17 protein-coding genes are annotated in these 18,124 nt (G+C 55.2%); 7 read left to right on the plus strand and 10 right to left on the minus strand.

Going from position 1 to position 18,124, the window contains the following annotated elements; genetic code table 11:
* Window positions 1–39 precede the first annotated feature (39 nt).
* A complete protein-coding gene (gene dacC / locus DVA43_RS10615; protein ID WP_114315516.1) occupies window positions 40–1,245 on the minus strand; it encodes a serine-type D-Ala-D-Ala carboxypeptidase in 1,206 nt (401 codons plus the stop codon).
* A 257-nt stretch (window positions 1,246–1,502) separates the two neighbouring features.
* Here dacC and DVA43_RS10620 point away from each other — a divergent pair, with 257 nt between their 5' ends.
* On the plus strand, window positions 1,503–2,129 hold the full coding sequence (locus DVA43_RS10620) for a glutathione S-transferase family protein (protein WP_114315517.1): 627 nt from the start codon (window positions 1,503–1,505) through the stop codon (window positions 2,127–2,129).
* Window position 2,130: 1 nt separating this feature from the next.
* Here DVA43_RS10620 and DVA43_RS10625 read toward each other — a convergent pair whose 3' ends face one another.
* Window positions 2,131–3,249, minus strand: a complete 1,119-nt coding sequence (locus DVA43_RS10625) for a PQQ-dependent sugar dehydrogenase (RefSeq protein WP_114315518.1) — start codon at window positions 3,247–3,249, stop codon at window positions 2,131–2,133.
* Window positions 3,250–3,353: 104 nt separating this feature from the next.
* A complete protein-coding gene (gene bssR, locus DVA43_RS10630) occupies window positions 3,354–3,737 on the minus strand; it encodes a biofilm formation regulator BssR (RefSeq protein WP_103823464.1) in 384 nt (127 codons plus the stop codon).
* A gap of 310 nt (window positions 3,738–4,047) precedes the next feature.
* Between bssR and DVA43_RS10635 the strand changes: the two genes are divergently transcribed.
* The 5 genes from DVA43_RS10635 to DVA43_RS10655 are packed head-to-tail and all read left to right on the plus strand — an operon-like array spanning window position 4,048 to window position 11,133.
* Window positions 4,048–5,709 carry a dynamin family protein gene (locus tag DVA43_RS10635; RefSeq protein ID WP_114315519.1) on the plus strand — a complete coding sequence of 554 codons (1,662 nt, stop codon included), beginning with the start codon at window positions 4,048–4,050 and terminating at the stop codon, window positions 5,707–5,709.
* Window positions 5,702–7,219: a dynamin family protein gene (locus DVA43_RS10640; RefSeq protein ID WP_114315520.1), complete on the plus strand. Its 1,518-nt coding sequence runs from the start codon at window positions 5,702–5,704 to the stop codon at window positions 7,217–7,219. The genes DVA43_RS10635 and DVA43_RS10640 overlap by 8 nt, the downstream gene beginning before the upstream one ends.
* On the plus strand, window positions 7,216–8,055 hold the full coding sequence (locus DVA43_RS10645) for a hypothetical protein (protein ID WP_114315521.1): 840 nt from the start codon (window positions 7,216–7,218) through the stop codon (window positions 8,053–8,055). The genes DVA43_RS10640 and DVA43_RS10645 overlap by 4 nt, the downstream gene beginning before the upstream one ends.
* A 19-nt stretch (window positions 8,056–8,074) precedes the next feature.
* Window positions 8,075–9,028: a hypothetical protein gene (locus tag DVA43_RS10650; protein ID WP_147271026.1), complete on the plus strand. Its 954-nt coding sequence runs from the start codon at window positions 8,075–8,077 to the stop codon at window positions 9,026–9,028.
* Window positions 9,025–11,133: a dynamin family protein gene (locus DVA43_RS10655; RefSeq protein WP_114315523.1), complete on the plus strand. Its 2,109-nt coding sequence runs from the start codon at window positions 9,025–9,027 to the stop codon at window positions 11,131–11,133. Before DVA43_RS10650 ends, DVA43_RS10655 begins: the two co-directional genes overlap by 4 nt.
* 50 nt (window positions 11,134–11,183) lie before the next feature.
* On the opposite strand, the gene DVA43_RS10660 is transcribed toward DVA43_RS10655, so the two are convergent.
* Window positions 11,184–11,783 (minus strand): hypothetical protein, encoded by a 600-nt coding sequence (locus tag DVA43_RS10660; protein WP_114315524.1) that lies wholly within the window; start codon window positions 11,781–11,783, stop codon window positions 11,184–11,186.
* A 248-nt stretch (window positions 11,784–12,031) separates the two neighbouring features.
* Between DVA43_RS10660 and rimO the strand changes: the two genes are divergently transcribed.
* Entirely contained in the window at window positions 12,032–13,357 is a 1,326-nt protein-coding gene (gene rimO / locus DVA43_RS10665) for a 30S ribosomal protein S12 methylthiotransferase RimO (RefSeq protein WP_114315525.1), read from the plus strand.
* Between the two features lie 51 nt (window positions 13,358–13,408).
* Here the strand turns inward: rimO and DVA43_RS10670 are convergent, their stop codons facing one another.
* The 6 genes from DVA43_RS10670 to DVA43_RS10695 are packed head-to-tail and all read right to left on the minus strand — an operon-like array spanning window position 13,409 to window position 18,034.
* Entirely contained in the window at window positions 13,409–14,419 is a 1,011-nt protein-coding gene (locus DVA43_RS10670; RefSeq protein WP_114315526.1) for an SIS domain-containing protein, read from the minus strand.
* Between the two features lie 13 nt (window positions 14,420–14,432).
* On the minus strand, window positions 14,433–15,494 hold the full coding sequence (locus tag DVA43_RS10675) for an SIS domain-containing protein (RefSeq protein WP_114315527.1): 1,062 nt from the start codon (window positions 15,492–15,494) through the stop codon (window positions 14,433–14,435).
* 12 nt (window positions 15,495–15,506) lie between these two features.
* Window positions 15,507–16,352: a PTS system mannose/fructose/sorbose family transporter subunit IID gene (locus DVA43_RS10680; RefSeq protein ID WP_114315528.1), complete on the minus strand. Its 846-nt coding sequence runs from the start codon at window positions 16,350–16,352 to the stop codon at window positions 15,507–15,509.
* Entirely contained in the window at window positions 16,333–17,109 is a 777-nt protein-coding gene (locus DVA43_RS10685; RefSeq protein ID WP_114315529.1) for a PTS mannose/fructose/sorbose/N-acetylgalactosamine transporter subunit IIC, read from the minus strand. The genes DVA43_RS10680 and DVA43_RS10685 overlap by 20 nt, the downstream gene beginning before the upstream one ends.
* A 16-nt stretch (window positions 17,110–17,125) precedes the next feature.
* Window positions 17,126–17,596: a PTS sugar transporter subunit IIB gene (locus DVA43_RS10690; RefSeq protein ID WP_103823470.1), complete on the minus strand. Its 471-nt coding sequence runs from the start codon at window positions 17,594–17,596 to the stop codon at window positions 17,126–17,128.
* Between the two features lie 15 nt (window positions 17,597–17,611).
* Window positions 17,612–18,034 carry a PTS sugar transporter subunit IIA gene (locus DVA43_RS10695; protein ID WP_103823471.1) on the minus strand — a complete coding sequence of 141 codons (423 nt, stop codon included), beginning with the start codon at window positions 18,032–18,034 and terminating at the stop codon, window positions 17,612–17,614.
* Window positions 18,035–18,124 lie beyond the last annotated feature (90 nt).

The raw sequence follows: 18,124 nt of genomic DNA on the forward strand, positions 1-18,124 counted from the left end.
GGCCGGGTAAGGCGAAGCCGCTACCCGGCGCTGTGTTATTTACTTAAACCACCCCCCAAACCATTCGTGGAATTTCATCATGACGAAATCCCACATCCGGCCAAAGAAGCCCCCCTCTTCTACCGCTTCCATCACAATCAGCGGACGCTGCTCGATAGATTTACCGTTCAGCTGGAAATCGATGGTGCCGACCACCTGACCTTTCTTCAGCGGCGCGGTAAGCTGTTTGTCAGTGAGGGTGTAGCTGGCTTTCAGGTTTTTCAGCTGGCCGCGCGGAATGGTCACGGAACCGCTCTCCCCGGCGCCGAGCTTAACCTCGCTCTTGTCACCAAACCAGACGCGCTGGCTGACAAACGTCGCATCCGGCTTGATAGGGGTAACAGTTTCGAAGAAGCGGAAGCCCCAGGTCAGCAGTTTTTCCGACTCATTAAAGCGGATGCGGTCGGTTTTGGTGCCCAGCACCACTGAGATCAGACGCATATCGCCCTGGGTCGCCGACGCCACGAGGTTGTAGCCAGCCCCCGCCGTGGTTCCGGTTTTCATCCCGTCAACGTTAAGGTTGCTGCTCCAGAGCAGGCGGTTACGGTTCGGCTGGCGGATTTTGTTGAAGGTAAACTCTTTCTCTTTGTGGATCGCATACTCTTCCGGCACGTCATGAATCAGCGCCTTACCGAGCAGGGCCATATCGCGGGCGGTACTGAACTGGCCCGGCGCATCCAGACCATGAACGGTTTTAAAGGTGGTGTTGGTGAGGCCCAGTCGCTGGGCATAGCCATTCATCAAACCAATAAAAGAATCCTGGCTGCCGGCCACATAATCGGCCAGCGCGATACAGGCATCATTCCCTGACTGAATGATTACCCCTTTGTTCAGGTCAGAAACCGCCACCTGATCGCCAGGCTTCAGGAACATGACCGAGGAGCCGCGCAGCGCCGGATTACCGGTCGCCCAGGCGTCTTTACCGATGGTCACCATGTCGGTGAGCTTGATTTTGCCCGCTTTCAGCGCCTGCCCTACCACGTAGCTGGTCATGATTTTGGTCAGGCTTGCAGGATCAAGTTTCTCGTCTGCGTTGCCCTCAGCCAGCACTTTACCGCTGGCGTAGTCCATCAGTATCCAGGCGCGCGCATCAACCGGCGGTGCCTCTGGGGCCGCCTGTTCCGCTGCGTACAGCGAAGGTGCAAAAAGGACCAGCAGCGCACTACCTGCTACCAGACCACGTAAAGAAGAAGTTTTTCGCATCATGTTGCCACCCGAATGTCCATTCCAAAAATCACGTCATACCGCCGTGTCGCAAGAAACGTTGATTAATAACGTACTAATGGCTTTAAAAAAACTAAAACCTGGTAAACTTTTTTAAAGTTTACGCAATTACAATCCGATACGCTTTGACCCCATCGATTTTTTTCGCCTCTGTTGCGTATTTGTTAGGTTTATCTCACCATGGGTGATCATAAACACGGATTTCATCCTGAGATCGGCTTTAATTATAAGGGGTTATTATGATTACTTTGTGGGGCCGGAACAATTCAACGAACGTCAAAAAGGTGCTCTGGACGCTGGAAGAGCTCGATTTACCCTTCAACCAGATCATGGCGGGGATGCAGTACGGGGTGAATAAAGAGGCGGAGTATCTGGCGATGAACCCCAATGGCCTGGTGCCGCTGCTGCGCGATGACGAAACCGACCTGACACTGTGGGAGTCCAACGCTATTGTGCGCTACCTTGCGGCGCAATACGGACAGAACAGGCTGTGGATCGATGCGCCTGCGAAGCGTGCCGTCGGCGAGAAGTGGATGGACTGGGCCAACCAGACGCTCTCCCCTGCCCACCGGGTGATCCTGATGGGGCTGGTGAGAACCCCGGAAGCCGAACGTAACTATGCGGCGATTAACGCAGCAAAAGAGAGCTGTGAATCCCTGTTCGCCATGCTGGATGAGGCTCTCGCGACACAACCGTGGCTGTCGGGCGATGCGTTTGGCGTGGGGGATATCGCCGTCGCACCGTTTGTCTGGAACCTCACCAACGTCGATCTTGAGTGGGCGCCCCGCCCCAATCTGGCGCGCTGGCTGACCAACCTGAGCGAGCGCCCGGCGTACCGCAACGTGGTGATGATCCCGGTCAGCTAAGCTATGTCCCGGACGGGCTGACCTTCAACAGCTGCCCGTCCGACTCATCGGTGAGTACGTATAAATAGCCATCCGGCCCGACCCGCACATCGCGAACCCGCTGATTGCGATCCCCCAGAATGCGCCCCTCTTCCGTGACGCGATTGCCATTGACGTTCAGCACAATCACATCTTTGTCTTTCAGCGCGCCGATAAAGAGTTTGTTCTTCCACTGCGGGAAACGATCACTGTTATAGAAGGCCATGCCGCTGATGGCCGGGGACTGTTTCCAGACAAACAGCGGCGGCTCGGTGCCTTCCACCTGTTCACCCTTCGCTTCCGGTATCGGCAATCCGCTGTAATTGATACCGTGTGTGGCCAGCGGCCAGCCGTAGTTTTTGCCCTTTTCCGGAATGTTGATCTCATCGCCGCCGCGCGGACCGTGCTCATTAAGCCACAGCGTGTCGCTCCACGGGTTCATCGCTAACCCCTGCGGGTTACGGATGCCGTAAGACCAGATCTCGGGTCGTGCGCCCTGGCGGTTTACGAACGGATTATCGTCCGGTACGGCCCCCTGGTCGGTAAGGCGCACCACTTTGCCCTGCAGCTTGTCCAGATCCTGGGCGGTGGGCCGCTGATTATTCTCTCCCAAGGCGATATAGAGATAGCCTTTCCCGTCGAACACCAGCCGGCCACCAAAATGATTGCCGGTAGAGAGTTTAGGCTGCTGGCGGAAAACCACCTTAAAGCCTTCCAGCCGGGTATTATCGTCGCTGAGACGGCCATACCCTACCGCGGTGCCCGCTTTACCGTCATCACCCGCTTCGGCATAGCTCAACCAGACCCGACGGGAGGTTGCGAAGTCGGGAGCCAGCGCCACGTCAAGCAACCCGCCCTGGCCGTTAGCCCAAACCTTCGGCACGCCGACGATGGGATCGGAGAGCCCTTTGCCCGCCTGCCAGCGCTTAAGCTGCCCGCCTTTCAACGTGATGAGCATCCCCTGATCCTGCGGCAAAAACGCCAGCGCCCAGGGGTGATCGAGTTTATTTTGCAGCACCGAAACCTTCACTTCGGCTGGTGCGGCAAACAGCGAGGCGGAGATTAGCAACAATGGCAGGGAAATAAGCGAGGATCGACGCATGACGTACTCCTTTTCGACGTATGCCTTAAAGGTAGCCACTCAGCGCAGGGGCATTATTAATTTTACAAAAGCTTAAGCAGTTGGGGGAGTTGCCTCCCCCAGAGTCAGCTCTGAATCAGCGGCGTATGCGATTTCAGATACTGGATGCAGAGAGTGAGATCGTTCAGACAGTTTTCCAGCTTCTCTGCGTTGACGGCGATGAACGTCGGGCAATCATGGTTGCCGGTCATCATACAGACGCCTGCGGTGGTGAGCGAACCGGCGGCACGATAGAGCATCGCCTGCTCCTCAGCATTGCAGTGCGCCCTCAGTTCAGGCGCTTTTTCACGCATGTAAGTACAAAGTTCAAAGAAGTTGTCACGCAGATGGTCGCTTTCGCTGACTGACATATACCCCTTCGCTTTCCTTAACTGCAGATAGGCCGCGAGATCGATTCGGGCGTTGATCATCTTGTTAAGAAGATCGCGTTTTAGTCTGTCAACGGACATGCTTTTTCCTCCCTTGTCAGCTTTAGAACATCTTCAGATTATGTCTATTTTTTGTGCAATTTAATGCGTCAAGTCAATAATCCGCGACGGACTACCTAAATTTACAATGTTAAAACAACCGACGAAGTGAGCTGCAGCGCACTCCACCTTCCGCTTCGCTATTACAATGACATCCTCTGTCAGTGACCTCGCGTAGAGTGTGTGTCATTCACGGCAGAAATAGATATCACATTTAATACGCGATTAACCTTAATTTTCCTGCGGAACTGCCGTTAATAACATGATGTACGCTGATTATTAAAGGAAAGATATGATGCTCTCCCAGCCAGAACACGCCCTGATTGATACTCAACTTCCCGCGTTGCGCGCATACTGGCAGCGATACGAATTCCCCGCAGAACAGCTGAACACGATTGAAGAAAATATTCGTACTTTCTCCGTGCGTCTGCCGCTCATTGGTGCCTTTAGCGCCGGTAAATCGTCGCTCATCAACACACTGTTGCAGGATAACTTGCTGTCAGTCGCCATCGTTCCCGAAACCAGCCTGCCGACCGAACTCCGTTATGCCCCCCTGGAGTCAATTGTCCTGCGCCGCAAAGATGGGTCCCTGTTGCCGCTAAGCCGTGAGGCATTAAAAACGCAGGCCTTTGGCGAACATGATCCGCAGAATGTCGTCGATATCACGTTGCCTGACGCTACGCTGGCCGCGCTGGAAGGCATGACGCTGGTGGATATGCCCGGTTGGGAATCTGGCATTGCACAGCATTCGCTGGCGATTGATAACTATCTTGATCGCAGCGCTGCCTATGCGGTAGTGGTCAGCGTCGATGAGGGGGTACTGAAAGAGAGCCTGCGGAAGATCGTTGAGGAGCTGGCGGTTCATGACAAGCCCATGATGCTGGTCATCACTAAATGCGATAAGAAAACCCCGGAGGACGTTGAGGCGGTGTTGGCGCACGTTCGTCAGCAAATTGAAGCCCTGACGGGTAAACCGCTGCTCGCCGTATGCCGCACACAGCGAAAAAATGCCAACGAATTGGCCACGGCGCTGCCGGTACTGCTGCCATTACAGCACCGTTTCTGGCACCGGGCCATCGGCCTGCCGGTGCAGCAATGCGTGCGGGATCTGCTGGTGCGTATCGACCAGCTGGCGCAGAGCCATAACCAGACGCTGAGCGAGATCGAAAGCGAGCGCGAATTACTATCAGCGCAGTATCAACGCATGCAGGCGGACCTTCAGCATGTCACCACCCGGCTACACGAGCAGCAAGAGGTCGCCAGGCGTGCCATTGTTAATGATTTCGCCAGCCGCCTTAACAGCCAGCTCGAGACGCTCACCCGGGCGCTGCTCAACGGTGAAGACGTGAGCGGGACGATCGGCCATGCCCTGCGCATGTCCTGGTCCCAGGGACTTGAACGCTATCTTAAGCCCGTGATTCAAAGAGAGCTGGGGCACCTGCAGCTACCGGACGGGTTGCCGATGCAGGAGACGCCCTACGCGTATCGTTTTAAAGCCAGTGAATCGAGTGCAGAGCTGATTAAAAGTACCCTCTCTTACATTCTGCCTGCGGCCATCAATCTGATTACCCGCATCCCGATGGGTAAAGTGTTAGCACCGATCATCATCTCTACGCTGGAAGGTTTATTTCAGCGCGGTAGCCAGGAGCTGATTCAGCGTCAGCAGCAGGAAGAGACTCGTCGGCACGTGATTAACACCGTGATCCCGTCCTGCTGTTCGACTGCGGAACCCGACATTGCTCGTGGGCTCAGCCACACCATTGATGAGGTAATGCAGTCCATTTCCCGTGCAGCGGATAAGGAGATGGCAACAGTACGACAAACGCTGGAACTCAAGGCCCGCGAGCTGAAAACAGAACAGGCCGCCGAGGCGCAGCGCCAGCAGGCCCGGCAGCAGGACAGCGCGGCACTGACGCAGATGCTGGCCTGGTTACAGGAGTTCAACCATGGTTGATCTGGACGAAAGCACCCTGCGTGATCGCTACGCCCTGCTCTGCCAGGCCTGTGAAGATCGTCCCGGCGGTGCGGCAAAGGAAGATGAAGCCCTGCTGCGTGCGCTGGAGGATCTGATTGAGCATGATCTTCCCGCCCTGGCACGTCGCGGCAGCCCGCCCATGTTCACCGATATTCTGCGCGCTCTGCGTCACGAAATGGTGCGGTTCCGTGAGTTTTGTGAATATCCGGCGCTGTCCGGCAAAGTAGTGGTCGGGCTTGGCGGGAGCTTCAGCGCCGGGAAATCGTCCCTGATTAACGCGCTGGTAGGCGATCGCAAGTGTCTGGTCACCGAAGTGGATCCCACCACCTCCCTGCCAACCTATCTGGTACAGGGAGAACAGGAGACGCCGGACGTCAAAGCCATCAATCTGTTTAACCGTCTGATTACCCTGAGCCACAGCCAGTTTCGTACCCTCACCCATGAGGAACTTGAACGCTACGGCAGCCAGGTGAGCCGGATGTTGAAATCTGTGGTGGTGGCGCATAACGGCTTCAACTGGGAGAACCTGGCGCTGCTGGATACCCCCGGCTACAGCAAAGCCGACGAGGAAGGCAGCGCTCGCACCGACGCCAGCGTGGCGCGTAGCCAGCTTAACAGCGCCCAGTTCATCATCTGGCTGGTGCCAGCCGATAAGGGCACCATCACCGAAGATGACATTGCGTTTCTGGCCTCGCTGGGCAAGCAGATCCCCAAACTTATTGTCGTCAGCCGCGCCGATAAGCATCCCGAAGAGGCCGTAGGGAATATTGTTAGCCTGGTGCGCGAGACGCTGGCCCAGCGCGGTATCAATGTGCTGGACGTGCTGCCCTTCTCCACCCGCCCGCGTCAGCCGTGGTCCATTACTCCCCTGACAGACTACCTGACCCAATGGAATCAGGTCTGGCGCGACCCGGGCTTTACGCGGCAATTTAAGCGCCAGTTTATGGCGTATGAAAATTATCTCGATGAGGCGCGCCAGGAGGGGCAACGCCAGCTCAGTAAGTTCAACCGCATTTTGACCCTGAGCGATGATGCGAGCACCCAGTCCGATATTCAGAGCCTGCAGCGTAATAGCCGCGGCAATCTCTACCAGCTGGAGGAGGTTTGCCAGGCATTAAGCGAGATCCAGCAGCAGTTCTTCAGCATCCTGAAGACGCTGGGCGAACGACTGGCGATCCCACTCGAAGAGCCGGACAGCCTGTCGATGCTGCAATACGCCCCGGTGAATCTGCAAAGCCTGCTGCTGGCGCTTGCGGACGAATGCGGTTTGGATCTTCAAGAAGTGGATCCCGAGCTGTGGCACCCCCTTACCCGTAATCTGCCCATGGATAACCTCGACCACGTGTTGCGCCGTGACAGCGTCAGTAACGATCAACTGTGGCAGCCGCTAATGGAGAATAAGCCCCTGACCCGCCTCGATGAACTGCTCAAGCGCGACAGTACGCACTACGCCTCATTACAGGCCCTGAGCAATGGAGAGAACGCATGACCACAGGAAATTTTGATGCGCTGATGAGTGGCGCACGCTTACAGCTGGAGCCGCTGGATGCGCATTTTATCGCTGGGAACGACGCGGCGTTGAAAGACGATTATTTGATCCTGCTTGCGGCCCTGCTGCTGGAAAATGGCGCGCTCACTGAAGCCCAGCAGCGGCTGATCACGATGCTGATCGCATCCATCCAGCCCGCGTTCCCGCTAGCGCATTATCTGCAGCAGTCAGCAAAACTGGATAGCGAAGGACTGGCCCGTATAGTTCGCAACCTTGGACAGACTAAGCATGCAGCGCAGGCACTGATGTTTGATTTTGCCGTGTTGCAACGCATTACCGGCCCGCTGGCACCGCTGCAGGTTGAGCGTCTGGGCTGGCTGGCAAAAATATGTGGGCTGGCAGACAAGCAGATCATGCTGATTAACTTCTGGAGCCTGCGACTGCTCGGGATTAAGACTTCGGTTGAGGCTTTTTCTGGCGCGTTGACAGTGGTAAAGACCGCGCGAGTTGAACAGCTGTTCCCGTCAGATACGCAGTTGAAAGACAAAATTATCCACAACGGCATGCCGCAGGTTAACCAGATTATGAAAAAGGGGAGCTACGTTTTCAAAACGAAGAATTCCTCGGGCACAGCATATAACGCGTTTCTGGGTTATATGCTGTGCCGTTTTGCGCTGGTCTCCAGTAAGGGTATCGTCATTCGTATCGTCATGGACGCCAACCAGGATGCTGATAGCGCATACGGCAAAAAAGGAGAACCCCTCTTCGAAATCATCCCCCTTCCACCGGCTTACAACGCCTGGCACAGCTTTTTAACAGGGGATCACCATGTCTGAGATTAACGCTTTAGCCATTTTGCAGCAGCTGGATAAGCTACGCCTGAAAGAAAACCCGTACAGCGCCCACACCCTTGCGGACGAAAACGAGAACAGCCGCCGCCATTATTGCGCTCTGCTCTTTATGGTAATGCTGAGCCACAGTCCAATCAGCGAATATCAGCAGCGCATGCTCCAGCTCTGGCTGCCAGCGATTGGTATGGAAGGCCGTCAGGCGGAGCTGTGCCAGATGGCGACCCGGTTCGGTGAAGAGGGGCTGGACGAGGCACTCAACGCTGTGCGTGAGAGCGCCGGTCAGATCTGTTTACTGCTCGACTGTCTGGTGTTTTGCCGGGTAAACGGGCCGTTGACCTCCAGCCAGACCGCCCTGCTTGAAGCACTGGCGGCAATGTTGGGGATCAGCCAGGAGGAGATGGAGAACGTGGTCTATATCGCCTGTCTGATTCTGGGCCTGCCGGTGGGTGAGAAAAAGGCCTCAGAGTTGCTGTTGGGTATCCGTGAGATGAGCGTCTGGCGGGAATTTCTTATGAGTTATAATGAGCTGCTTTTCGTTGGATTAAAATCATGGATTAACGAAAATAAACTCAACATCGTAATTCCGGCTAAAAACATTAGCGATTTACTGGAAATTGAGGAGATCAATCTTTATTCCAATACCTGGCAATATATCACCCCGTTCCCGCCGGGTTTTACGCTTCTGGAAAATCTGCAAACTTTGGTTTTTGACTCTTTTAACATTACCACTTTCCCTGCTCTTAGCTCCCTCCCAGCTTCGTTAATGTCAATTAAAATAGGAAGTTATGGAAGGCTCAGCCATTTACCTGACTCCATTTGTTACCTTAATAAGCTAAGAAAACTGGAACTATCAAATAACCAGCTCGGAGGAATTTCTCACAAAGTTCACCAGTTTTTGCGCAATAACAACGTCGAACATTCAATCAACGTAAGCGCCTTCATTAAGGGATCCAAATGACCGCACCATTACTCCAGCGCATTGAAAAAAACCTCGACGCCTGCGCCAGCGTCCCCCACACCTTTACCACCGAACTGGATGCGCTAAAGGCGCTGGCGCAGGACTATAAGCAGAAACTCGCCCGCTGGCAGCATAAAGAGCAGACGCTCAATATTGGCATCATGGGCCAGGTCAAAGCCGGAAAAAGCACCTTTCTCAACACCCTGCTTTTTGATGGACGTCCGATCCTGCCCGAAGCCGCCACGCCGAAAACCGCCAACCTGACGCGGATTGGCTATGGCGAACAGCATAGCCTGCAGGTGGAGTATTACAGCCAGCAGGAGTGGCAACAGATCGAAGAGCAGGCCGGCCAGGCATCCGGCAGCGACAGTCAGAAAGTCGCCACAGAACTGCTCGGTATGTCGGCGGAGAAGCAGATTGATTTCGCCGCCCACTGGCAGAAAGTGGCGCGCCTGGAAAACCACACCGAAGTGGTTCTTGCCAGTGATATCAGCGAACTGCAGGGGTTGCTGAACCAGTTTACCGGCAACGATGGTCAGTATACCGCGCTGGTCAAATCCACGGTGCTCACTCTTCCGGACGATGCCCTGAAAGGCTTTGAGGTGGTGGACACCCCGGGGATGAACGACCCTGTACAAAGCCGTTCGCAAAAAACGCGCGACTATATGGCCAACTGCGACGTGGTCTTTTTCCTCTCCCGCTGCAGCCAGTTTCTGGATGATGCCGATATCCGGCTGCTGGGAGAACAGCTCCCGGGCAAAGGGGTGAAACGACTGGTGCTCGTCGCCGGACAGTATGACTCGGTGATCCTCGACGATGGCTACGATCGTGATTCGCTGGCGGCAACGGAAGAGAATATTCAGACCCGCCTGCTGCGTATCGCGCAAAACAAAGCGCAACAGCTGGTTGCGTTTCAGCGTGACAACGGCAACGAGGCGCGCGCCGCGATCCTCGAGCGCTTAGCCAGCCCGGTATTCGCCAGCACCTTTGCCTGGGGATTTGCCCACTGGCCGCAGGAGAAGTGGAGCCAGAGCATGCTGCACACTTTTGGTGGGCTGCAGGAAATGGCCGAAGATTGCTGGCCGGAGCCTTTTACTCAGCAGGACTGGGAACGTATTGCAAACTTCTCCCCTCTGCAGGCGGAGTGGCAGCAGGCACGTGAGGACCGCCTCCCGCTACTGACAAAGCAGCGGGAAGGCTTTACCTGTGAATCGGCGGGACAGTTCGCTGAGATTGTCACGCGCCTGCGTACCCGCATTAACGATCGTATTTCCAGCCTCGAAACCCAGGATCTACAGAGCTTACGTCAGCAGCAGTCCCAGTGCCGCAAACGGCTGGAAGGCATTGCCGCCGAGCTGCGCACCATCATCGGCGACACGCTGCACAAGGCACGAACTGAGACCCTGCGCGTCAGTGGCAGGCTGAGCGATGATATTACCCGCTTCCGCCAGCTACAGTCGCATACCGGGTATCAGCAGGAGCGGTACTCATATGAGGTCAGTGATTCGACCTGGTACAAGCCCTGGAGCTGGGGTAGTACCCGTACCGAATATGGCACCACCTCCGTAGCCTATCAGTATTTCAACGCACAGGACGCCATCGAGCAGATCCGCCAGTACAGCCGGGCCTGCGCCAGCCAGATCCGCCAGCACTTTAACCAGCTGATCGAGCCTGCGGCGCTGAAAAGTGCTCTCCGTCAGGCGCTGGTTCACCACCTGAATACCGACAGCGAGCAGTTCGACCCTGCGCTGTTCCGCGGGGCGCTGGAAAGCGCCATTTACGGGCTGGCAATGCCGAAGCTGGTGCTGGAGGCGGATGAATCCCAGGTGATGATCCCCTTCCAGGGCGAAATTAAAAGCAGTGAAGATAAGCAAAAATTGCAACAGGCGCTGGATCGGGCACTCGGGTCGATGTTTGACACGCTGGCAAAGCAGCTGGACGCCGGTACGCAGTCGATTTTTGCTCAGCTTGAGACGTTGAAGAACGGCCTGCAGGAGACGCTCAGTCAGAGCCTGCAACAGGAGTTCAGCGAAATCGAGCAAGGTCTGGAGCGCAAAGAGAGCGAGACCGCCGCGTACCGCGCACTATTGAGCCAGTTAGAGTAAGGCTATGTGATTATCATGCTGGCCGGGAAACGGCCAGCCGATGGTATATCTTATGCTGCCTCGGCACCCACAATCACCATGCCAATCGCATGGCAGCTATCCTTGTGCTTACTGCCCCTGCACTTACAGATATATACCGGGTCATGCCGGTAGCTAAACCCCTCTTGTTTCAGCCCGCTTAGCCTTTCATCGGCCCGATTAACGGTCAGCGATGAGAAATCCCGGTAAAAACCCACTCCCCATATTGACCGACGTTTTTGTTTTGCTTTCGCGAAATGGGAGTTCACGACTTCATAATTTTTAATCAAATCCGTCGCGATACTTTCGACAAGTTCCGTTGCTCGTCTGGCAAGCTTAAATTCAACATAAATAAACCTGTCCAGCCGCGTGTATTTTTTCCTGAAAATGAGATCAACAATTACATGTTGTCGACCACTTTGGTGTCTTTTATCCGTAATTGCTCGTAATTCCCGTTTCGCTGAAAAATCTAAATAATGCTCAAGGAAAAATTCGAACTCTATCTGCAGCCATTTTTCCCAGTCATTCGCTTTTTTATCGAGGATATGGGAGAGTTTTTCCTTCGTGTTTTTGTGCGCAAAAAACGCGGTTAAAGCACCTTCCAGAACCTTTATATCACCGTTAACTGCCATAAATATCCCTGAATGAAAGAGCAAAGCATGTCATTGATTTCATTATTTATCGGCATATAAAAAAACAACTTTAACCCGAATCCGACACTTTTATAATACAAGTAAAGAACAGAAAATGACGGCCGGGGCGGCAGGAAATCTCTCCCACAAATGTTTCGCTGATGCTCCTGTATCTCCCCTATAATTCCTGCGCGGAAATCTGTACAATCCCTGCCCTGATAACTCCATAACTGACTACTTTTTAATCTATGAGCAATGTGACACACCAGCCGAAAATCGGCTTCGTCTCTCTGGGCTGCCCGAAAAACCTGGTGGATTCCGAACGTATCCTGACCGAGCTTCGCACCGAAGGCTATGACGTGGTACCAAGCTACGACAACGCCGATATGGTGATCGTTAACACCTGTGGCTTTATCGATAGCGCCGTACAGGAGTCTCTGGAAGCCATCGGTGAAGCACTCACCGAAAACGGCAAGGTGATTGTCACCGGTTGCCTGGGTGCCAAAGTCGATCAGATCCGCGAAGTCCACCCTAAGGTGCTGGAAATCACCGGTCCGCACAGTTACGAGCAGGTGCTGGAACATGTGCATCACTATGTGCCAAAACCAAAGCATAACCCGTTCCTGAGCCTGGTGCCGGAACAGGGCGTAAAGCTCACCCCGCGTCACTACGCGTACTTAAAAATTTCCGAAGGCTGCAATCATCGCTGCACCTTCTGCATTATCCCGTCCATGCGTGGCGATCTGGTGAGCCGTCCGATTGGCGAAGTGCTGGCCGAAGCCAAACGTCTGGCGGATGCGGGCGTGAAAGAGCTGCTGGTGATCTCTCAGGACACCTCCGCCTACGGCGTGGACGTTAAACACCGCTCCGGTTTCCACAACGGCGAGCCGGTGAAAACCAGCATGGTCGGCCTGTGCGAACAGCTCGCTAAGCTCGGCATCTGGACGCGTCTGCACTATGTCTACCCTTACCCGCACGTGGACGACGTGATCCCGCTGATGGCGGAAGGCAAAATCCTGCCGTATCTGGATATCCCGCTGCAGCACGCCAGCCCACGCATTCTGAAGCTGATGAAGCGTCCTGGCTCCGTTGACCGCCAGTTGGCGCGCATCAAGCAGTGGCGTGAAATCTGCCCGGATCTGACCCTGCGCTCCACCTTTATCGTTGGCTTCCCGGGTGAAACCGAAGAAGATTTCCAGATGCTGCTCGACTTCCTGAAAGAAGCGCGTCTGGATCGCGTGGGCTGCTTCAAGTACAGCCCGGTTGAAGGCGCTACCGCCAACGAACTGGCGGATCAGGTGCCGGAAGAGGTAAAAGAAGAGCGCTGGAACCGCTTCATGCAGCTGCAACAGCAGATCTCTGCTGAACGTCTGCAGGAGAAAGTGGGCCGCGAAATTCTGGTGATCATCGACGAAGTGGATGAAGAAGGCGCGATTGGCCGCAGCATGGCCGATGCCCCGGAAATCGACGGCGCGGTCTACCTGAATGGCGAAACTAAGGTGAAACCAGGCGATATCGTGCGCGTGAAAGTTGAAAACGCCGACGAATATGACCTGTGGGGCAGCCGGGTTTAATCACACCGCCACATAGATTAAGGGGACGTCACGTCCCCTTTTTTATTGTGATTAATACTCGAACTGCCGGTAGTAACGGCGGATATCCAGACTGTGGCCGGTGTAATGCTCGAAGTGGGCGGCAAGACGGTCCACCAGCAGGGTTGAGATGACGCACGGCGCCAGCAGCCAGCGGAACGCATCGTCAATGCCCGCCAGCCTGTAATCACGCGGATCAAACACCACCAGGTTATCGGTAATTTTCGCCGCGAAACGCTCGACGCGGTCGTCTAGCGCCCGGCATTTGCCCTCGCCTTTGACCAGGAACAGCGGGACATCTTTCTCCAACAGCTCCAGGGTACCGTGGAAGAACTCCGCCGAGGAGACCGATTTGGTGCGCTTCCACTGCATCTCCTCCAGAATACACATCGAGAAGAGATAGACTTCGCCCCACATCTCCGCGCCGCCAATCCACATCATATAATCGGCGGTATGGTATTTTTGCGCGATGGCATCGGCCTGCGGATCAAATTGCTTTTTGGCGTTAAGGAGATTCTCAGGTAACAGCTCAAGCTGGCTGGCGAAGCGGTCGTAATCCGCAAATTCCCCGTTACGATGCAGTAAACGGAAAAATACCCAGTAGAGCAGCATATACTCATATTCCACGCCGTTCTTGTGCCGCATCGGAATATGCCAGGTGGCGGCATTCGCCAGCGGTGAGTCGCTGTTTTTGGTGATCGCCACCACGCGGATCCCCTGCGCTTTGCACCATTCGGCAATCGCCACCGACTCTTTGGTATCCCCCGATTTCGAGAGCGTAATCACCACTGAATCTTTATTTAAGCGTTTATGTCCGGCATGAATTAATTCCGCCGCCTGTTCAAGGTAAACCGGCATTTCGGTTAATTCCCGGGCGAAGGCGTTAATGGCCATCATCGGCGCCAGAGATCCCCCTACCGAGGCGAAAAATAGCGTGCTGAAGCCCTGCTGAATAATCTCATCAGCAACCTGTTCCGCCTGTTTACGCGCAGCAACAATCTCACGAGCACTGGTCAGGTACTCGTCCTGATTAAAACCTAACATAGTTGTTCTCCTGCTATATTTTGCTTTTTAAAACCCGATCGAAGTCATCGAAGATACGCACCGAGAGATCGATGCCTTTGGCGCAGGCGGTACGCCAGGCCAGAATTTGCATGGGGACAATCAACAGCAGCGGCGAGAGCAGATGATCTACGGAGCAGTTCAGCGCCAGGGTATTTTCCTGTTCCTCGCCCGTCAGCGTCACCAAAAAGGTCTGTTTAACCGCCGGAGCCATATAGTCCCTGAGCGCCCGCAGGCGCGGGTTTGGCGCATCCTCAATAAAGAACATCACATGCTCTGCGTTGGCCTCCAGATAGGGGCCATGCATGTAGGCCTCCAGCTCAAATCCACCGGACGGCACCCGCACCGTTTCGGTGAACTTGGTCTCAAACTCCTTCGCCACCCCGGTCAGGGCCCCTTCGCCGATGGCGACAAAGCGCGTGCCCTCCCGAAGAATGTGCTGATGTCGCGCGAAAAACGCCTCCGTGCGGGCGATGGTGTCGGGGATGGTCGCCGCAAGCTGGTGCAGCGCCTTCAGGTAGTCCTGCGTTTCCCGTTCATCAATCTGCTGTTGCGCCCGGGCAAGGGTGAGCGCAACCAGCAACAAATTGAGCACCGTGGCGCTAAAACCGCGGGTCACAAACCCCACTTTCTCGATCCCGGTATGGATATCCAGCACACGATCGCAGCGGCGACCTATCGGGCTATCCGGGTCTGACGTCAGAGCGAACACCGGCAGCCCGGCGGCCTGCACTTTCTCCATCGCCGCCAGGGTCGAGGCGCTTTTTCCGCTCTGGGAGACCACCAGCACCATGTCGGTGTGCGGGTCGATGGCTTCATAATGCACAAAGTTGTACGGCTCCTTGATTTCCACCAGCAGGCCGAAGCGGTGTTCAAAGAAGTAGCGCGCGCACATCGCCGCATTCAGCGACGATCCAGTCGCCAGCACCAGCAGACGGCGTACCGGGTGCTGACGGGCAAAGGCCTCCAGCGAGTCGAGATGAGCCGGATAGTGTTGGAGAATATTCTCCAGCGCCGCAGGCTGCTCCTCGATATAGGTCATCATTGTTGGTTGCATCGTTTTCTCCGCTTAAAACAGACCGATCCACGAACCCAGAATGCCCACCAGCGCCATGCCGCCAATGATGGTGAGCGGTTTTACCTTGCGCCCCAGCAGCCAGTAGACAATGCCGAAGCTGATAAGGGGCAGCAGACAAGGCATGATGTTGTCGATGATCCCCTGGACCTCGGTTTTCGCCTCTCCCGCGCCGAAGGAGATAGGGATAGTGATGTTGATCATCGAGGCGGCCATCGCCCCCACCACCATCAGCCCGATAATCGATGCCCCGTAGGTAAGGCTCTCCATCATCCCGCTCTTCTGCACCCGATGGAGCACCCCGGTGCCCAGCACGTATCCCCAGCGGGTAAAGAGCCAGCGCACCAGAATGTGCGGCACGTTAAACACCAGCAGGAACAGGATTGGCCCCAGGATGTTGCCCTGCAGCGCCAGGCTGGTGCCGATCCCGGTGGCGATCAGGCGCAGCGTTCCCCAGAAAAAGGAGTCCCCCAGCCCGGCCAGCGGCCCCATCAGCGACGCCTTCACGTTGTCGATTGCCGTGCCGTCCATCTCGTTTTGCTGGCTGTTTTTCTCCTCCATCGCCGTGGTGATGCCCAGCAGCAGCGTGACGATATGCGGCGTGGTGTTGAAGAACACCAGGTGGCGTTTTAGTGCCGCCGCCAGCGCGGCCTTTTGTGGATAGAGCTTTTTCAGCACTGGGATCAGGGCATAGACGAAGGCAAGGTTCATCTGCCGCTCATAGTTCCAGGAAAACTCCATCTGGAACGACCGCCAGAACACCCGGCGCAGATCGCGGGCATTAATCGTGTTCTCATCCTGCGTCTCTGGCAGGGTCTCTTCAGAAATCTTCGTCGTCATCAGCGACTCCTTGATCGGTCGTTGTACGGGGAGCGTTAGGGGCGGTCATATTGACCATCACCACCGCCACAATGGCACCGAGGATGGCGATACCGGTGACGGGTATTTTCAGGTACGCCATCAGGGCAAAGCCGAGGAAGAAGAACGGGGCCACTTTTTTGTTGATCAGTAGCCGGGCGAGCATGGCAAAGCCCAGCGCCGGAATGATCCCCGTCGCCACGCTTAACCCGTGCTTAATAAATTCCGGAATGGCATCCAGCAAGGATTTCACCGCGCTGCTGCCCACCAGGAACGACACCGTCACCACCGTCGCCAGCATCAGCGACAGACCAAACCCGGCGATAAGGTGCATCCGCTCAATGCCGCCGGTATCCGCCTGTTCGGCATAGCTGTCGGCCTTCTGGCTGAGCATGGGGATAAACATGCCGAGATAGACGTTTTTCAGCACCAGCGTCAGGGTGGCGATCGGCAGGCCGAGCAGCAGCGCCGTTTCCGTTCCTGCCCCGGAGGTGATGGCAAACGCCACGCCGAGCACCCCGCCGGTGACCACGTCCGGCGGAATTGACGCCCCCACCGAAAACGACCCGATAAATGCCAGCTCGAGCGTCGCGCCCATCACCACCCCCGTCTGCACATCGCCCAACACCAGCCCGGTTAATAGTCCGGTGACAATGGGCCGGGAGAGCAGCGAGGTGCCGAGGGCATATTCAGACTGGGCGATAAACGCCACCAGTCCGAGTAAAAGTGCCTCTACCATAGTGAGTCCTCAGGAATTACAGCGATTCCGCTAATAACTGTTTGCGATCATTCGGCACCTGGCGTATTTCGACTTCAACACCGTTGCCGACCAGTTGAGTAAGTTTTTCTATTTCGTCCGGCAGCAAATTAATGGCCTTAGAGATATTGCGCGCCCCCTCTTTCGCTTTAACGCCGCCAAGATTAATGCTTTTAATACCGTCTACCGCCGAAGCTAAACGCCAGGCATCATCCACAGACTCCACGACGATAAAAAGATGATATTTATCGGTGACGCCGCTTTTAATGGCTTCAATGGAGTCGTTGATATTTTTAATCACCAGCTTCACCGCGGGCGGTTTTGCCAGCTTGATAGTCGTTTTACGTAATTCATCATTCGGCACACTGTCGTTGGCAATTAATATGCAATCCGCCCCAACATACTGGGTCCAGGAAAAGGCGACCTGTCCGTGTAATAAGCGGTGGTCAACGCGTAATAACGTAATCATTATTCTTCCTCTCGATCAGAAGTCTTTATCCGCCTGCAGCGCACTGGCAATAGACTGGTTGCAATACTGAATACTCTCTCTGGAACTGAATAACGCTTCGTGAATTAATTTCTCGCTATCCTGCTCATCCGCTGAAATAAGTAAGCCGATCACCAACGGGAGATTGAGGCCTGCGATCAAATGAAAATTTGGTCGGTGCAAAAAGCGGATAAATTCGTTGTTGACGCTACCGGCAAAAATATCGGTGATCGCAATCACCTCATCCTCTTCGGGCAGGCTGGCGAGTAAGGTTTCTACCTGCTCGGTTAAATCGCGGTGCTCGTCGACGTAGGCGCAGAGCGTATGGATGTCCTGCTGCTTGCCGAGGATCAGCTCAACCGAATCGAGTAACCCGCGGGCAAAGGTGCCGTGACTGGCAAAAATGTAATGTCGTTTCATCCTGTCCTCGAAAGCTCATTCCACTGTGCAGCGATGTGCTAAACAGAGATTGCAACCCACGTGCCAGAAAAAGTGGCGCGTGGGAGGAGA

It is taken from the genome of Leclercia sp. W6, assembly GCF_003336345.1.
GTDB lineage: Bacteria > Pseudomonadota > Gammaproteobacteria > Enterobacterales > Enterobacteriaceae > Enterobacter.